This window comes from Pseudomonas shahriarae (assembly GCF_014268455.2).
In the GTDB taxonomy this organism is placed as follows: domain Bacteria; phylum Pseudomonadota; class Gammaproteobacteria; order Pseudomonadales; family Pseudomonadaceae; genus Aquipseudomonas; species Aquipseudomonas shahriarae.
The window spans coordinates 3,198,831-3,215,686 of record NZ_CP077085.1 but is presented as its reverse complement, the minus strand read 5'-3'; the positions used below and the strand labels follow the sequence as shown (position 1 = coordinate 3,215,686).

Sequence of the window (16,856 nt, the reverse complement as noted above, 5' to 3'; positions counted from 1 at the left end):
TGTAAGTTTTCTTGAATTTTCCAGGAGTTTCCAATGGCGAAGAAACCCAAGGCTGCCACCTTTATCAAAGACCCGCTCTGGTACAAGGACGCGGTGATTTACCAGGTTCACGTCAAATCCTATTTCGACTCCAATAACGACGGCATCGGGGATTTCCCCGGGCTGATCGCCAAACTCGACTACATCGCCGACCTGGGCGTGAACACCATCTGGCTGCTGCCGTTCTACCCTTCGCCACGCCGTGACGACGGCTATGACATTGCCGAATACCGTGGTGTGCACAGCGACTACGGGACCATGGCCGACGCCAAGCGTTTTATCGCCGAGGCGCACAAGCGCGGGCTGCGGGTGATTACGGAGCTGGTGATCAACCACACCTCGGACCAGCATCCGTGGTTCCAGCGCGCGCGCAAGGCCAAGCCTGGCTCCAGTGCCCGGGACTTCTACGTGTGGTCCGATGACGACCAGAAATACGACGGCACCCGCATCATTTTCCTCGACACCGAAAAGTCCAACTGGACCTGGGACCCGGTCGCCGGCCAGTACTTCTGGCACCGCTTCTATTCCCACCAGCCGGACCTCAACTTCGACAACCCGCAAGTCATGAAGGCCGTGCTGTCGGTGATGCGCTACTGGCTGGACATGGGCATCGACGGCCTTCGCCTGGACGCGATTCCTTACCTGATCGAGCGCGACGGCACCAACAACGAAAACCTTCCCGAAACCCACGATGTGCTCAAGCAGATCCGTGCCGAAATCGACGCCAACTACCCCGACCGCATGCTGCTGGCCGAAGCCAACCAATGGCCGGAAGATACCCAGCTGTACTTTGGCGACCAGAAGGGCGACGACGGCGACGAATGCCATATGGCCTTCCATTTCCCGCTGATGCCGCGTATGTACATGGCCCTGGCCCAGGAAGATCGCTTCCCGATCACCGATATTCTGCGCCAGACCCCGGAAATTCCCGCGAACTGCCAATGGGCGATTTTCCTGCGCAACCATGATGAGCTGACCCTGGAAATGGTCACCGACAAGGAGCGCGATTACCTGTGGAACTACTACGCCGCCGATCGCCGCGCGCGCATCAACCTGGGGATTCGCCGACGCCTGGCGCCCTTGATGGAGCGCGACCGCCGCCGCATCGAGCTGCTCAACAGCCTGTTGCTGTCCATGCCTGGCACACCGACCCTGTATTACGGTGATGAAATTGGCATGGGCGACAATATCTACCTGGGCGACCGCGACGGCGTACGCACGCCGATGCAATGGTCCATCGACCGTAACGGTGGTTTTTCCCGCGCCGACCCGGCCAGCCTGGTACTGCCGCCGATCATGGACCCGCTCTACGGCTACCAGTCGGTCAACGTCGAAACCCAGGCCCAGGACCCCCATTCCCTCCTGAACTGGACGCGGCGCATGCTGGCGATCCGCAAGCAGTCCAAGGCGTTCGGGCGCGGCACCCTGAAAATGCTCTCGCCGAGCAACCGCCGGATCCTCGCTTACACCCGCGAGTACACCGGCGTCGACGGCAAACAGGAAATCATCCTGTGTGTGGCCAACGTGTCGCGTACCGCCCAGGCGGCGGAGTTGGACCTGTCGGCCTTTGCCGGCATGGTTCCGGTGGAAATGCTCGGCGGCAATGCCTTCCCGCCCATCGGTCAGCTGAATTTCCTGCTGACCCTGGCACCCTACGGCTTCTATTGGTTTGTGTTGGCCGCGGAAAACCAGATGCCCAGCTGGCATGTGGAGCCGGCCCAGAGTCTGCCGGACTTCACCACCCTGGTCTTGAAAAAACGCCTCGAAGAATTGCTCGAAGCGCCGTGCCGCACCACTCTGGAGCAGACTTCACTGCCCAGCTGGCTGGCCAATCGGCGTTGGTTCGCCAATAAGGACTCAACCATCGACCGCGTGCATATCGCCTATGGCGTGCGCTTTGGCGATGCCCAGCATCCGGTGCTGCTCAGTGAGATTGAAGTGACCAGCGGCGGGCAGACCAGCCGTTATCAGTTGCCCTTCGGCCTGCTGGGCGAAGATCAGTTCAGCAGCGCCTTGCCGCAGCAACTGGCCCTGGCACGGGTACGCCGGGTGCGCCAGGTGGGCCTGATCACCGATGCGTTCAGCCTCGACAGCTTCATCCGCGCGGTGATCGAGGGCCTGCGCGCCGAGACCGTGCTTACCAGCAGCGATGGGGAGATCCGTTTCGAGCCGACCCCACAATTGCCCGACTTGCCCCTGGGCGACCAGTTGCAAGTGCGCTACCTGGCGGCCGAGCAGTCCAACAGTTCGGTGGTGGTCGGCGAAAGCCTGGTGCTGAAGTTGATCCGCAAGGTCAGCACCGGGATTCATCCGGAACTGGAAATGGGCGCCTACCTGACCGCCGCCGGCTACGCGCATATCTCGCCGTTGCTGGGTTCGGTGATCCGCCGCGATGCCGAAGGCCAGGACAACCTGCTGATGATTGCCCAGGGCTATCTCAGCAACCAGGGCGATGCCTGGGGCTGGACCCAGAACAACCTGGAACGGGCGATTCGCGATGAATTGGCCGAAGCGATTTCCGAACAGGAACAACACTACAACGCCCTCGGCGAACTGGCGGATTTCGCCGGGCTGCTCGGGCAACGGCTGGGGGAAATGCACAACGTGCTGGCCGCGCCAACCACCAACCCGGACTTCCAGCCCGAAGTCACTACCGTCAAGGACAGCCAGGGCTGGGCCAAGCAGGTGGGCGCGCAGATCGAGCGTGCATTGCAACTGCTCAAACAGCATCAAAACCAATTGAACCCCGCCGACCAGGGGTTGGTCACTCAACTGCTGGCACAGAAAAAGGCGATTGCCAGCCATGTGCAGGCCTTGGCAAAAGCCACGATGGGCGGCTTGCGCATCCGGGTCCATGGGGATTTGCACCTGGGCCAGGTCCTGGTGGTCAAGGGCGATGCCTATCTGATCGACTTCGAGGGCGAGCCCGCGCGGCCGTTGCACGAGCGCCGAGGCAAGCACAGCCCGTACAAGGACGTCAGCGGCGTACTGCGTTCGTTCGACTACGCCGCCGCCATGGCCCTGAATGTGCAAGGGCAAGGGCTGGATCACTCGGCCGATACCGATGCCTCGCGCCAACGCGTGGTAGATCGCTACCTGACTGAAGCGCGCCAGGCATTTATCCAGGCGTATCAACAGGCTACGTCTACACTGGCGCATGACTGGCAGGATGCCAAAGGAGCAGAAGCGGCTCTCGCATTGTTCAGCCTGGAGAAGGCGGCGTATGAAGTGGCCTACGAGGCAGAGAACCGCCCGACCTGGCTGGCAGTGCCATTGCGCGGATTGCACGGGTTGCTGGACGGGCGTTAAAGGCGTACGTCAAAACAAAGCAGATCGAATGTAGGAGTTGTCGAGCTGTCGCCAGGCTACGATGGCGGCGTTAGCTGACACTGCGCCAGCGCTGGCAAGCCAGCTCCCACATTTGATCCTTAGTGTCACAAGCGGTGGGAGAAATCATGAGCTTTACACATAAAGAACCGCTGCAATCGAAATTCGCGGTCATGCCGGCACCCAAGGATATTGAAGCCCTGGTGCGCGCCGAACATCCGGATCCGTTTGCGCTCCTCGGCCCCCACGACGATGAGCAGGGCGGCCAGGTTATCCGCGCATTCCTGCCTGAGGCCTTGAGTGTCGAGGTGCTGGCCCGTGACAGCGGCGACGGGCTTGGCAGCCTGGATGCCACCCCGGTTCCCGGCTTGTTTATCGGGCATTTCTCTACACGCCAAAGCTACCTGCTGAAGATCCAGTGGGCCGGCGGCGAGCAAATCACCGAAGACCCCTACAGCTTCGGCCAGTTGCTCGGGGAAATGGACCTGTACCTGTTTGCCGAAGGCAATCACCGCGAGTTGAGCAATTGCCTGGGCGCCCAAGTGACGAGCGTCGATGGTATCCAGGGCGTGCGCTTTGCCGTGTGGGCGCCGAATGCCCGGCGGGTCTCGGTGGTGGGCGACTTCAATATCTGGGACGGGCGCCGCCACCCGATGCGCCTGCGGCATCCCGCCGGGGTCTGGGAAATCTTTATCCCGCGCCTGCAACCGGGCGCGGCCTACAAATACGAAATTCTCGGCGCCACCGGGATCCTGCCGCTCAAGGCCGATCCCATGGCCCTGGCCACCCAGTTACCGCCCGACACGGCGTCGAAGGTCGCCGCGCCATTGCAAGTGGCGTGGTCGGACGAAGCCTGGATGCAGACCCGGGGCGAACGCCAGGCGCCGAGTGCGCCCCTGTCAATCTACGAACTGCACGTCGGTTCCTGGCAATGCGAGCTGGACGAGTTGGGCGAAGTGTCGCGCCAATACGGCTGGCGCGAGTTGGGGGAGCGGCTGATTCCCTATGTGCAGCAACTGGGTTTCACCCATATCGAACTTATGCCGATCATGGAGCATCCGTTCGGTGGTTCCTGGGGTTACCAGCCGTTGTCGCAATTTGCACCCAGCGCACGCTTTGGTTCGCCCGACGAGTTTGGCGCGTTCGTCAACGCCTGCCATCAGGCGGATATCGGCATCATTCTCGACTGGGTGCCGGCGCATTTTCCTACCGATACCCATGGCCTGGCCCAGTTCGACGGCACCGCGCTGTACGAATACGGCAACCCGCTGGAAGGCTTTCATCAGGACTGGGACACGCTGATCTACAACCTGGGGCGTACCGAGGTCCATGGTTTTATGCTGGCGTCGGCATTGCACTGGCTCAAGCACTTCCATATTGATGGCCTGCGGGTGGATGCGGTGGCGTCGATGCTGTATCGCGACTACTCACGCAAGGCCGGGGAGTGGGTGCCTAACCGCCACGGAGGGCGCGAGAACCTCGAAGCCATTGAGTTCCTGCGCCACCTCAACGATGTAGTGGCCCTGGAAGCTCCCGGCGCCCTGGTAATCGCCGAGGAATCCACCGCCTGGCCTGGCGTCAGCCAGCCGACCCAGCAGGGCGGCCTGGGGTTCAACTACAAGTGGAACATGGGCTGGATGCACGATTCGCTGCATTACATCCAGCAGGACCCGGTGTACCGCGCCCATCATCACAATGAGCTGAGTTTCGGCCTGGTGTATGCCTGGTCCGAGCGTTTTGTGCTGCCGATCTCCCATGATGAGGTGGTGCATGGCAAACACTCGCTGATCGACAAAATGCCCGGCGACAGGTGGCAAAAATTCGCCAACCTGCGGGCCTACCTGAGCTTTATGTGGATGCATCCGGGCAAGAAGCTGCTGTTTATGGGCTGCGAGTTTGGTCAATGGCGTGAGTGGAACCACGACCAGCAACTGGATTGGTACCTGCTGCAGTACCCGGAACACCGGGGTGTGCAGAAACTGGTGGGCGACCTCAATCGCCTTTACCGCGAAGAACCGGCCCTGCACGAGCAAGACGACGCACCGCAAGGCTTCCAGTGGTTGATTGGCGACGATGCAATCAACAGCGTCTATGCCTGGCTGCGCTGGAGCAAGGACGGCAAGCCGGTGCTGGTGGTGGCCAACTTCACCCCGGTGCCCCGCGAGGCGTACAAGGTGGGAGTACCGTTTGCCGGCAGTTGGAAGGAGGTGATCAATAGCGATGCCGACACCTATTCCGGTTCCAACTACGGCAACGGCGGTGAAGTGTTCACCCTCGACGAGCCGCACCATGGGCAGCCGGTGTCGCTGGCATTGAATCTGCCGCCACTGGGGGTACTGATTCTGCGCCAGGAGTAAAGGCGCGCCGCATGGCCATCGTGGCCTGACCACGATGGCCTGACCAACGCTGTTACCAAACCGTCTGGAACATTTTCTTACGTGTGCGCCACACAAGGATGTCAGCGATCAGGCGCAGTTTCCCAGTCCCCCTTCGTTTCGTCGCTGTGCCTGTGTATCACTGCCAGAGACGAACCATCATGACGCCTGTCCACCTCAACACACGATTTGCGCCTGCTGCTCCCACCTTGTCACGCTCCGACACGCCACCACCCAGCGAAGGCAGTGCCGGCCTGACGCTGGTGCAACCGCCTGCGCTGGCGACTCCCTCACACCAGGTGCACGTGCGGGGAAAGCTCGGTGATCTGGACGAAATACTGCGGGTGCTGCACGCGCTGCAAACCCCGAATGCCGTCGTCAATAAAAGCTTGTTTCTCAACAAAGACTCGCCGCTGATACCCGCCAATGGCTCGACCCAACCGGGGACCAATCGGCTGGATAACATGCTCGCGTTTTACGGGATAGTGCCCTCCAACCCCAAGACACCGGAGCAGGTGCAAGCGGCGATTGACGCTGCGCAAGATGCGCGTAGCGAAATCAGCCTGGGCCTGGGTGATCCGTCCAGTGACATGGATGGCTTGCTGGACAAGCGCAATGAGCCCGCTATCCAGGCCTGGGTTGCCGAGCAAGAGGCCAAGTACAGAAAACCATTGCTCAGCCAGCTGACCGAAGACCTCCCACCCCAGGCTCTGAAAAAAGCCCAGGGCACGCCGGCCGCCGTGCTGGAGCTGATACTCAAATCGCCCAAGGCCAATGAACGGGTTCAGCAGTTGTTAAAAACCCTGGGCGGGGCCGAGTTCCCCCTCGATGGCGTCATAACGCCCGAAGTCAAGGTCAAGCTGTTGCTCAAGGCCCTGGCCTTGAGTCTGGACCCGCTGCAGACGCGCCAACCCGGGCAGGTTGCCGGCTTTAATCTGGCCTCGAGTGACCAGTGGGGCCAAAGCTACCCGTCGATAAAGTCCGCGTTCAGGAAACACCTGGTCGATTCACGGCAGCTTTCCGGGGATCAGGCCCATCTGGCGGCCTATATTCTGCAACCCCTGTTCCCGCCCGACTTTGCCGTGCGTGATACGCCAGCGGATCTACCTTACCGAGGGTCGGCGGTGTGGGTGAACTTCCAGCAAGGCGTCAGTCTGGCTGAAACGATCGCGCCGGGCTCGTCGCGGCGCATGGGCTTTCAACAACTGGTCGATCTGCCTGGCAAGCTCAGCGAGCAAGCTACAACGGACGGTGAGTGGGCGCTCATAACCTCGACCCGTACCCCGGCGGTTCTGGCGTGGGCGGTGACGCAAGGGGTGCTCCCACAGAAGGAAAGCTATTCGCAGGAAGATATAAATAAGGCAGCCACTGCACTGGACGCCCATATCGATAGCGTGGTCGCGGCAACCCAACAGATGGCGGCCGATGTGCCGATGCGCAAAGACTATTTCGAACGGATGCAGAAGGGCACTTCCCGGACCGAGGTGCTGAGCCTGATCAGTCCTGTTTTTGCTCTGTACAGGCACATGAGTGGTGAGAAAATCACCCCCTCGGACGTCAACTATCAATACCCTGTTTATGATGAAGGCCAGTTCCAGGGGGCGTTTGACAAATACCTGGCCGATACCAAGGTCGCCTACGGAACGCTTGTCCGCAGCCAGTTGACCCAGTTGCCGCTAAAGGACCGCGAGGCGATTGAACGGGGTGACGTAACGCTGTATGCCCTGCGGACAAAACCCGGCAGCCCCAATGAAACCGCCGAGGAGAAAAAGGCCGCTGTCACACGCCCGGCGTTTATTCTCAAAGCCAAATACAAGGGCGAGACAAGCTACTACGAAGTGAATCCGGTCAAGGGTATCGCCCGGCGGCGCGACGACTTGAAGCCGATCCTGGAGTCCTACAACCCCACCGATAAACGCTATGGCAAGGATTTCATTTCAATTGACCATTCCGCTGAGGGTGAGCCTTCTGAAGAGCTGGTAGTCCGCCACACCCGCCCCGACAGCAGGGCCGAGTTCAAGCAACAGTGGACGGATTACAAGGCCGGCAAAGGCCCCAAACCCAAGAGCTTTTCCATCGTGGTACCGCAACAGCTCGCGCACTTTTCAGCGGCGAGCAATCCATCGACAGGTGCGGTGCCGCACACCCTGGCGTCCGAACGCTCAGTGGAGATCGCCAAGGCCATTACCACGGATCTGTTTTATGTCGATGAAACCACGCTCAAGCAGTGGGCGGAGTCGGACCCGGCCCGGGAAAGCGCGGCCCATAAAAACGACGACGCCTTTTGGGATCGGGTCAAAGGCGTCGGTCAGATGGTTGTTCCGTTCTGGAGTGGCATCGAAAACCTGGTCAAAGGCAATACCAAGGAGGGCATCAAGGATCTGGTGGTCGACGGCCTGCTGACCTTCGCCGGGCCGGCGGGCAAGTTTGCCGCGGGCTCGGTGCGCCTCCTGTCCACGGCCGGCAAGATTGGCGTAAGGGCACTGCTGCCAAAATTTCTGCCCCTGGTGAAGAAGTTCGCGGTTTCCGTGGCGCACAATCTCAACCCGCTTGACCCGGTGATGCCCGCGATCAATGGCCTGGGGGGCAGGCTCATGAAGTCTGGGCGCGCGGGCCTGAGCAATCTTCAGGCCGGTATTGCCAAGGTCAAGCAATCCGGCTTCCTTAAACTGCCCGGCAGAGGCCGCTACGACATTACCCCGAAGATCCCCCTGACCCCCAGGCCCGTCGCGCAGGGCCTGACCTTGCGGGTCCCCGAAGGCCTCTCCAGTGACCAGGTCCGAGTCCTGCATCGGCACACGTACAGCGACCTGGTTATCGGTGATGATGTCTATCGCTATAACCCGAAAAAGCCCGACAGCCTGATCAAACTGGGCGGCCCGGAGGATACCGAGCCGCTTGAAGGTTTGGTGATGAGCTGTGGCGGCGGGGGCCGGCGATCCAAGCGGGACCTGAATGACCTGTGCTACACCAAACAGATCGAGCCAGGAGGCACGCCGGTCTTTCAGGACGCACAAGCACTCGAGCATCGCCGACTGATCCCGCGGGCCGGCCCAGGAAAAGGGCCGCGCACGGTCATCCATGAGCACCGTCGTTACCGCGTCAATGAGGCGGGCAACCAGGAGCTGCTACCGATGGCGAGTGTAGGACCTGTGACCTACAAACCTCGCACGACCGGCAGCGTGGTCAACGAAGCGGATTTTGGCTATGACGATTTTGGTGTGCCCCGGGCGATCAACCAGGAAACGGTGGTGGTCAAGATGGATGCGATCAGCGACCTGAGTAATGACCAGCGTGTCATCAGGGGGGTCAAGGTCAACCATAATGGCCACCAGTACGTGGTGGTCGAGGCTGATACTGGCGTGCACTATTACGCTGAGCTGACAGGCAACGGGCAACTGGATTTTCACCGGATGACCCGCAGTGATGCGCTGGATGTCGAATTCATCAAGTTCTACGACCAATACAAGGATATCTACGGTTTCGCGGCGCAGGGGCTCCCGGACAATCAGTTGGTGGTACTGCCCAGCCTGGAGACGCTGATCAAGAAAATCGTCGCCGACGAGCCTATGTCACCTGCCGAAATCAACCACCTTGCCAGCGTACTGCAGGGTCTGTCCCCCGAGAAACAACGCGAAGTCCTGATGGCGGTGTACGCATCGGGAAACAACCCCGGACATGTGGTAGTGGCGGCCAAACCGATCCGCCTGGCGCCGATCAACAAGCCTGCTGACTTCGCCCAGTTGCCGGCTGAACAACAGAACCGCGTGTATGCAGAAGGTGCGAGAAAAGCGGTAGACGAGCAGTTTCAGGCCACGGGCATTCGCTCAGCCAATCAACAGGTGCCCGGGCTTGCCGGTGAGGCCACGCGCAACGCCACGGCCACAGAAGTGGTGGGTTGGCTGTACACCCGCACGGGGGCGCCCAATTATTCCGAAATGGTCCTGAAGACCGGCGCCGGCAATTGTGACCAGATGGCCAAGGTCGCCGTTGATACGATCAATGCCAGTGGCGGCAATGCCCGTATCGCGCAAGTCAAAGGACATACCTTCGCGGTCGTCGGCGGGCCCCCGGGCCAGCCCCGCAGTAAAGGGTTTGTGGGGCCGGAGTGGGATCAGGCATGGGTCGTCGACCCCTGGGCCGGTATCACCTGCCGGGCGGCAGACTACCCGGCCCAGTTCAAGGCGCGGATGCAGGAGTGGAGCCAGTCTGGCAGACGCATCCTGATCAGCGATGGAGGAACGCCGCCGCGCTCGGTGTGGAGCGACCCCATGGACCCACGCTGGATAAGCGCCACCGTCGATGGTGAAGCCCAGGTGTTCCAATAATCCGTTGCGCTAAAACTCCATCCTGAGGCCCAGGGTGCCCTTGCGCCCATCCAGTGCATTGCTGTCGAGGTTGCGCGCATAACCCACCTCGCCATACACGCTGACACTGCTGGAAACCTGCAGCGTGGCGCCGGCACTCAGGTCCAGGGTGGTGGATTTCTGCTCGGTATCAATGTCCGTGGCGTCATTGAATCGCACACGATGGGTCCCGGATGCACCGTGCCAGAGGTTGGTGCGGATATAGGGCTGGACTGGCATCGCGGCCAGGGTATAGCTGCCGCGCAATCGGGCCCCGAGCCGGGTGGTGATGGCGGTGTCCGCGGAAAACCCGACCTTGGACACCCCATCATTCTGGCTATCGAGCCTGGTTTTATTGGCGATCAGTTGCACCTGCGGCTCCAACACCCAGTGTTGCCCGACCTGCAGCGGTATGCCGGCTTCTACCGAGCCCAGCACATCGTGACCTTTGGTCTTGAGCTTGAGCCCCCGATCGGATTCGCTGCTGCCATTGAGGCGGGTGCCCATCAGCACCACATCGACGTACCAGCCATACGGGTCGAGCAACGTCCAATACAGGCCCAGGCTGTCGCCGCGTAATGTGGTGTTGCCAGCATCCAGGTGCTGCCATCCGCGGTTGAACCCATCGACATTCCCCCTCAGGCGGCTATGCCCGACGAAGAAGCCCAGCCGCTGGGTCTGGCCATTGCCAGTGGTCCAGGCATGGACATCGCTGCCCACCTGGAAGCCGCTGACCGAACCGTCCAACCGTGGGTTGACCGTGCCGGCGTAGGTCTGGCGGCTACTGCTGCCGTAAACCCGGCCCCAGCCTGCCGGGAATGAGCCGGTGGCGGTCTGGCGACTCTGATCGCCCATGCGTTCGTGGTAGGTCCCGAGCATGGCCCGGACGGTCTGCTGCGCCGCCGGAAACAGCGTCGAATACACCGGTACCTCGGGGCGGTAGATCGGGATCGGCGGTTCACCGGGCACCGGCGTTGGCAAGTCAACCGGCGTGCCTTCGCCAGGCACCGGCAACGGCACCGGGGGCTGCTCCGGCTCGGGCAGGGGAGGCGCGACAATGGCTGAGCGCAGGTACCACTGTTGTTCGGAGCCGGCACTGACACCGCCCTTGAACAGGAAGTACTCAAAGGCCCCGGCGGACACCGAACCGCCTGCCAGGCTGAAGGCCCGGTCGCTGCCCGTCGCACCGTTGCGCGCTTCGACCACCTGGATGCCGTTGCTCAAGGTCTCGGCGCCGGCCCCGCCCAGATTGCTGACGTTGAGGGTCGTGGTGCCCAGTAGAGAGCCCTGGTTCACCACCAGTTTGTCACTGGCGGCACCATCGCCGGCCAACACACTTTGCAGCGCCATCTGCCCGTTGTTGCCGGTGTAGGTGCCATTTACCGTCAGGCTGTCGGTGGCGCCGGTACTGCCGGTTGTCATGTCGATCAGGCCGCTGTTGTTGAGGCTTGCCAACTGGCCGGCCGTGAATGGGCTGATGGCCCCCTGGCTGACCAGCAGCACACTGCTGCCGTCGATATTCAAGCTGCCGGTACCGCTGCCGCTATCCCCCAGTTTGAAATCCTGCGCCAAGGTAAAGCGCGAGCCGTTGTCCAGGTTGACCGTTTCCCAGTTGACGTAGCGTTCTGCGGTGGCTGCCTGGGTGTTATCGAAGACCAGGGTGTCGGTGCCCACGCCGCCATCGACCAGGGGCGTGGAAGAGAGCAGGGCCTGTGTCAGGTTTTGCAGCAATGCCCTGTCGTTATCCGCGCCCATATTGACCGCTGAATTGATCGTGCCTGCCCCGATCCAGTTGAACTGATCGTTGCCGAAGCTCATCAGCACCTGCCCATTGACCACGCCGCCGGTCAGGGTGAACAGGTCGTCGCCACCGCTGACACTGACGTTGCCGCCGATATACCCCCCGGAAACAGCGATGGTGTCCAAGCCAAAGCCAGTCACCAGGTTGCCGTTGATCCGCCCGCCGAGCAGGGTGTAGAAGTTGTTGTCGAGCTTCATATCCACCCGGCCGATGGTGCCGGCGGATTGGGTGGCCACGTCGCCATCCTCGAATGCCCCGACGATCTCGCCACCGCTCATATAGAACGTATCGCGGCCATCGCCCTGGGCCACGCTGGCCACGCGCCCGCCGCTTTGCGCATAGTTGTCGATGCCGTTGCCCTGATTGATCGCGCCCACGGTGCCGCCGCTGATCTGCACCGTGTCGGCACCATCGCCCTGGGTCACTGCACCCACCACCGCATTGAGGTCCGCGCGGAAAATATTCGCGCCATTGCCCATGTTCAAGGCGCCCATGCTGCCTGACTGGGTTTCCACCTGATCATGGCCGTCGCCAAACGTGACAGTGCCGGTGATCGCGCCATTACCACCGCTGGGAAGACTGAGGGTGTTATTGCCATTGAGGTCGGTAAAACCGGGTGCTGTGCCACTGTCGCAGAGGGTGGTGTCGTCACCCGCAGTGATCACCGGGGTACAGGCCGCATAGGTAGCTGGCGGGAAGGTCCCCATCAGGGCCGCGCTGGTTAGCCAGGCGCCCAGGTACCGCCGCACATATCGCCGTGTGCTCATGATCTATCCTCGCTCGATGGAAGATGACGTCCCGCCGCCCCCAAGGGCAGGCACGGTCCGGACCATGACAACGCAAAAAAGCACGATAACGATAAGGGACAACCGGTTTCCTGTTTCGTAAAACATCGCCAATGCAAGGGGTTGGCATGGCTATCTCGACTGCACCTGAACCTGTGCAGTGCTGGTTCCACGTTAGCAACCGCCGGGAAGGGCCGCCACTGTCAGAATTAACAGGTATAGACCTGTGTCACAGGAACACGATCTCATAGGGCTCACGCATACGCTCCAGCAACACCGGTGGCAGCATGGGCGCCAGGCCGATCAGCGGGTCGCCGAGCAACTGACTGGCGTAGGCGTGGGCGGCATGGCGTTTGCGCGCCACGCTCCAGGTGTCGAGGCGCACCTTGCGCGCGCACTGCCAGGGCATGCGCCCGGCTTCGCGGGCGGGCCAGTGCCAGGCCCAGATCGGCAACTCCAGCAGGCGCGCGCCCGTCAGCGCACAGGCGATGGCGGTGGCACGACCAACCGCATCGTGGTCGTCATTGCCATCATTGCGCCAAGTGGTAAACACCACATCGCCGGGTTGCAGGTAACGCGCAATAAACTGGCTCAAGGGCTGTTCGTGGGCGGCCAGGGCGTTGTCGCAAAAGCCACCACGGATCCATTTCAGGCTGTGCAAGGGCAAGCCCAGGCGGCGCAGGGCCTCGACACTTTCCTGGGGCCGGAACACGCTCAGGCGTTGCGCCGACCATTGGTTGGAGCCCGGATGGCTGGCACTGCCGTCGGTGATCGAGATCAACTTCAGAGGGTAGTCCAGGGCACTGAACAGCTGCAGCAAACCGCCGCAGGCCAGCACTTCGTCCCCAGGATGCGGAGCAACTACCACCACGCGTGAGCCTGGGGGCACCAGCAGAGAAGGGCTGATGGTCGGGATTTGCGCCAGCTGAGGCGCACTGTTCCAGATTTGCGCCGGCACGCGGCGCCCGTCGTGCAGGGGGGCGGGTTTGATCAATGTCACGTCCTTGTCCGTTTGATGCAGGTCGTATCCCGTTGACGGGTCGACTCTCCTTTTTGTCGCGCAGGCGCCAGGCCCGTACGGCACGCTGGCGTTCCGAATCCTGGATTGCCATACCTGAGTATTGTTCATTGGCGGGGATTCGTCGCGCTCCGGCCGGGTAAAATCGTATTTATTTCAGGAAGGCTGCATCAGCCCCTTCAAATAGTCGCCAAATCCGCCTTGCGCACGGCACTCCAGGCGCGCACTGGTAATGACCTGGGGCGCGTGGCTCCAGGCAATGGTTGCGCCGCAACGCTCCAACTGGCGTACCAGTTGCACATCTTCATGACAGGGCAGGGGCTCGAACCCGCCAGCCCGCACATAGGCGCCAGCGCTGACCCCCAGATTGGCCCCATGGATGTGCCGATGCCCGTCACAGGCCTGGTAGGACTGGTGATAGCGGATCTGCGCCGCCTGGTCGAAACCATCGCTCCAGGCGTCCACCGTGACGGTGCCGCACACCGCATCCACGCCCAGCGCCAGTTGCGCCACCAGCCAATCGGTGGCAACACGACTGTCGGCATCGGTACAGGAGATCCAGCGGGCGCCATTGTTAAGCAGGTGCCGAGCGCCCATGCCCCGCACCTGGCCGACATTGCGCGCCTCGACGCTCAGGCTGTGTACGCCGAACGTCTCGGCAATGGCCGCACTGCGGTCGGTACAACTGTCGAGCACCACCAGTATCTGCACTTCTTCACCGAGCAACCCGGGATGGCTGGCGGCGATCAACGCGGCCTTCAGACATTCAGGCAGCAGCGCCTCTTCGTTATGCACCGGGATCAGAATGCCGATCATCGCAAGCCCTCGAGATGGGCGACCGAGGCGCTTTCGCGAGACCACAGGTCGAGTAGGAAATCACTGTCAGCCACCTGCGCCAGGCGGGACATACCCAGGCGTTGGTGCAACACCTGGTGGACCTGTTCCGCAGTTTGCGGGCAACCGTCGATAGCCGGGCGCCAGTGACAGGCCAGGACCTGGCCATCGTCGGTCAGCGCGGCCAGGATCTGCTCGACGAGCAGGCACAGGTCGTCATGGTCGAGGTAATAGCACCACTCGCTCAGCACGATCAGTTCGAACCTGCCGCCCGGCCATTGGGCAGGCAAGCGACGTTGCTCGACCTGGGCATGGGCGAACCCTTGCAGGCGCGCTTGCGCCAGGCTCACTGCGGCAGCGGCGGTGTCGCAGCACAGCAGACGTGCGCAACGTGGCGCCAGTTCGGCGCTAAGCTCTCCATTGGCGCAGCCGGGTTCGAAAATCGAGGCATAGCGGGGCTTGGTCAGCAGCCCCAGGGTCAAGGCGCGCTTGCGCTGCTCGTACCAGCGCTGGCGAAAGGCCCAGGGATCGTCGTTATCCACAAACAATTGGTCGAAGTAAGCCGTGGCCACACTCATACAAACACCACTTCAAAAGGTTGCAACAGCCGCTCCAGCACGTGGGGCGGCAAGACGGGCGGCAAGTCGATCTGAGGGTCACCTTCCATCTGGCTGGTGAAGGCGTTCAGGGCATGACGCTTGCGCGCGACGGCGGCGGGCGCCAGGGCAATTTTGCGGGCGCGCTGCCACGGCACCCGTGGGTCTTCGGGGGTTGCCCAATGCCACGTCCACACCGGCAGTTCAATCAAGCGCGCACCGACCGCCAAGGCCGCCTGGGCACTGGCGCGGCCTACCGCTTCGTGGTCGCAATGCCCGTCTTCGCGCCAGGTGGTGAACACCACATCGTCCGGTTGCAGGTGCCGCTGGATAAATTCAGTCAGCGCCGATTCCCGGGCCTGCACCTGACTGTCGCTAAAACCGCCGCGCAGCCAGGTCAGGCGTTGCTGATGCCAACCCAGGCGCTGCAAGGCCTCGGCCGACTCCTGCGGGCGCACCTCGCGCAAACGCTGCTGCGGCCAACGGGGCGAGCCGGGGTGGCTGGCACAGCCATCCGTCACCGAGATCAGCAGCAGTTCGCGGCCCAGCGCGGCCAAGCCTTGCAACAGGCCGCCGCAGCCGAGCACTTCATCATCCGGATGGGGCGCGATTATCACGGCGCGGCAACCATCAGGCACCAGTTGCGCCACATTGACCTCGGGCAGGCCGGCGACCCGGGCTGAACCTTGCCAGGCCCGCAGCGGGGTGCCTTGGCCGACAATGGGGTTGGCTTTCATAATTGCCACGTCCCTCCGGACTGGATCGCCACCTGCTTGCCAAGGGCCGCCAGGTCACGCTCGGCATGGCTTTGGCGCAAGTACACCGGCAAGTCGGCCATCAGCCGGGCGAAGTGTTCATCCTTGCAGTAAGGCCCGGCGCCCAAAGCCCGGCCTGTGTGATGGATGACCTGGTTGGCTGCCGCCTCAATCACCGCCCGCGCGCGGCGTGCCAGCAGTTGGGCATTGGCCTGGGGCTGATCGTCGATTTGCCGCGCAGCCGTGCGCAGCACCGTAGCGGCCGCGTACAAGGCCATGTCCACCGCGCCCAGATGCGCCAGCGCATGGGGCTCTTCGCGTTGGTCGCAGTGTTCACGCAGGGCCTCGGCCAAGCGCTGCGCAGCGCCGTACCAACAGGCGGCAATACCAACCCCGCCGTGCCAGAAGCCGGGGCGTTGCAGGTAATCCCCTGGGGCGCCTACGGCCAGCGCCACGGCGTGCTCGAACGTCACATCGACACTCGCGCAAGCGCCCATGCCCACGGCGTTCCAGCCTTCGGCGGTCACAGTTACCCCCGGCTGGTCCATTGGCACCGCGACCAACTGCTGGCGCTCCTGCGCATCCCAGGCGGTCAATAACCCGTGGCTGACCACCCCGGCCCCGGAACACCAGGCCTTGCGGCCATGCAGCAGGTACTGCGAGCCCTCACGCCTGACCTGCACCCGTGCCGTCGGCGGTTCGGCGGCCCACATGCCCCAGGTGCTGCCCGCCGGCGGCGCCGCGCTGTTGAGGTCGGCCATGATTGCCAGCGCGTCGGTGTGCCCTTCGAACAGTTTGCACAGGCTAAGGTTGTGCCCGGCCACCTGGGCCAGCAGGCTGAAGCGCAGCAGGGTCTGCCCGCCACCCGGCAATGGCAATTGATCCAGGCCAGCCGCCACCATGGCGCTCAGGGTCTGACCAAGGCCCTCGGTATCGGCCAGACCCTGACGATTGCGTTGCAGGAACCCGTGTAAATCCAT

At 62.4% G+C, this 16,856-nt stretch carries 9 protein-coding genes; 3 read left to right on the top strand and 6 right to left on the bottom strand.

The features are described 5' to 3' along the window. Nucleotides 1–33 precede the first annotated feature (33 nt). From treS to HU773_RS14270, 3 genes are all read left to right on the top strand, one after another. A complete protein-coding gene (treS, locus tag HU773_RS14280) occupies nucleotides 34–3,348 on the top strand; it encodes a maltose alpha-D-glucosyltransferase (protein ID WP_057959471.1) in 3,315 nt (1,104 codons plus the stop codon). Between the two features lie 146 nt (nucleotides 3,349–3,494). Continuing rightward, on the top strand, nucleotides 3,495–5,723 hold the full coding sequence (glgB, locus tag HU773_RS14275) for a 1,4-alpha-glucan branching protein GlgB (protein WP_057959472.1): 2,229 nt from the start codon (nucleotides 3,495–3,497) through the stop codon (nucleotides 5,721–5,723). A 608-nt stretch (nucleotides 5,724–6,331) separates the two neighbouring features. Next, the gene (locus tag HU773_RS14270; protein WP_217883904.1) at nucleotides 6,332–10,069 is read left to right on the top strand and encodes a hypothetical protein; all 3,738 of its coding nucleotides are present in this window, start codon (nucleotides 6,332–6,334) and stop codon (nucleotides 10,067–10,069) included. A gap of 9 nt (nucleotides 10,070–10,078) precedes the next feature. Here HU773_RS14270 and HU773_RS14265 read toward each other — a convergent pair whose 3' ends face one another. From HU773_RS14265 to HU773_RS14240, 6 genes are all read right to left on the bottom strand, one after another. Next, a complete protein-coding gene (locus HU773_RS14265; RefSeq protein WP_186625402.1) occupies nucleotides 10,079–12,655 on the bottom strand; it encodes an autotransporter family protein in 2,577 nt (858 codons plus the stop codon). Between the two features lie 247 nt (nucleotides 12,656–12,902). Beyond that, nucleotides 12,903–13,664, bottom strand: a complete 762-nt coding sequence (locus HU773_RS14260) for a PIG-L deacetylase family protein (protein ID WP_057959509.1) — start codon at nucleotides 13,662–13,664, stop codon at nucleotides 12,903–12,905. 183 nt (nucleotides 13,665–13,847) lie between these two features. Then, on the bottom strand, nucleotides 13,848–14,507 hold the full coding sequence (locus HU773_RS14255) for a glycosyltransferase family 2 protein (RefSeq protein WP_057436603.1): 660 nt from the start codon (nucleotides 14,505–14,507) through the stop codon (nucleotides 13,848–13,850). Next, nucleotides 14,504–15,103, bottom strand: a complete 600-nt coding sequence (locus tag HU773_RS14250; RefSeq protein ID WP_057959475.1) for an SAM-dependent methyltransferase — start codon at nucleotides 15,101–15,103, stop codon at nucleotides 14,504–14,506. Before HU773_RS14250 ends, HU773_RS14255 begins: the two co-directional genes overlap by 4 nt. After that, complete coding sequence (locus HU773_RS14245) at nucleotides 15,100–15,858, bottom strand: PIG-L deacetylase family protein (RefSeq protein ID WP_186625400.1); 759 nt, start codon at nucleotides 15,856–15,858, stop codon at nucleotides 15,100–15,102. The genes HU773_RS14250 and HU773_RS14245 overlap by 4 nt, the downstream gene beginning before the upstream one ends. Next, a complete protein-coding gene (locus HU773_RS14240; protein ID WP_186625398.1) occupies nucleotides 15,855–16,856 on the bottom strand; it encodes an acyl-CoA dehydrogenase family protein in 1,002 nt (333 codons plus the stop codon). Before HU773_RS14240 ends, HU773_RS14245 begins: the two co-directional genes overlap by 4 nt.

What these genes read in the sequence shown, in the direction of transcription:
- HU773_RS14240 (WP_186625398.1), bottom strand. Translation starts at nt 16,856, where the DNA reads ATGGATTTACACGGGTTCCTGCAACGCAATCGTCAGGGTCTGGCCGAT.
- HU773_RS14245 (WP_186625400.1), bottom strand. Translation starts at nt 15,858, where the DNA reads ATGAAAGCCAACCCCATTGTCGGCCAAGGCACCCCGCTGCGGGCCTGG.
- HU773_RS14250 (WP_057959475.1), bottom strand. Translation starts at nt 15,103, where the DNA reads ATGAGTGTGGCCACGGCTTACTTCGACCAATTGTTTGTGGATAACGAC.
- glgB (WP_057959472.1), top strand. Translation starts at nt 3,495, where the DNA reads ATGAGCTTTACACATAAAGAACCGCTGCAATCGAAATTCGCGGTCATG.
- HU773_RS14270 (WP_217883904.1), top strand. Translation starts at nt 6,332, where the DNA reads ATGGATGGCTTGCTGGACAAGCGCAATGAGCCCGCTATCCAGGCCTGG.
- HU773_RS14255 (WP_057436603.1), bottom strand. Translation starts at nt 14,507, where the DNA reads ATGATCGGCATTCTGATCCCGGTGCATAACGAAGAGGCGCTGCTGCCT.
- HU773_RS14265 (WP_186625402.1), bottom strand. Translation starts at nt 12,655, where the DNA reads ATGAGCACACGGCGATATGTGCGGCGGTACCTGGGCGCCTGGCTAACC.
- treS (WP_057959471.1), top strand. Translation starts at nt 34, where the DNA reads ATGGCGAAGAAACCCAAGGCTGCCACCTTTATCAAAGACCCGCTCTGG.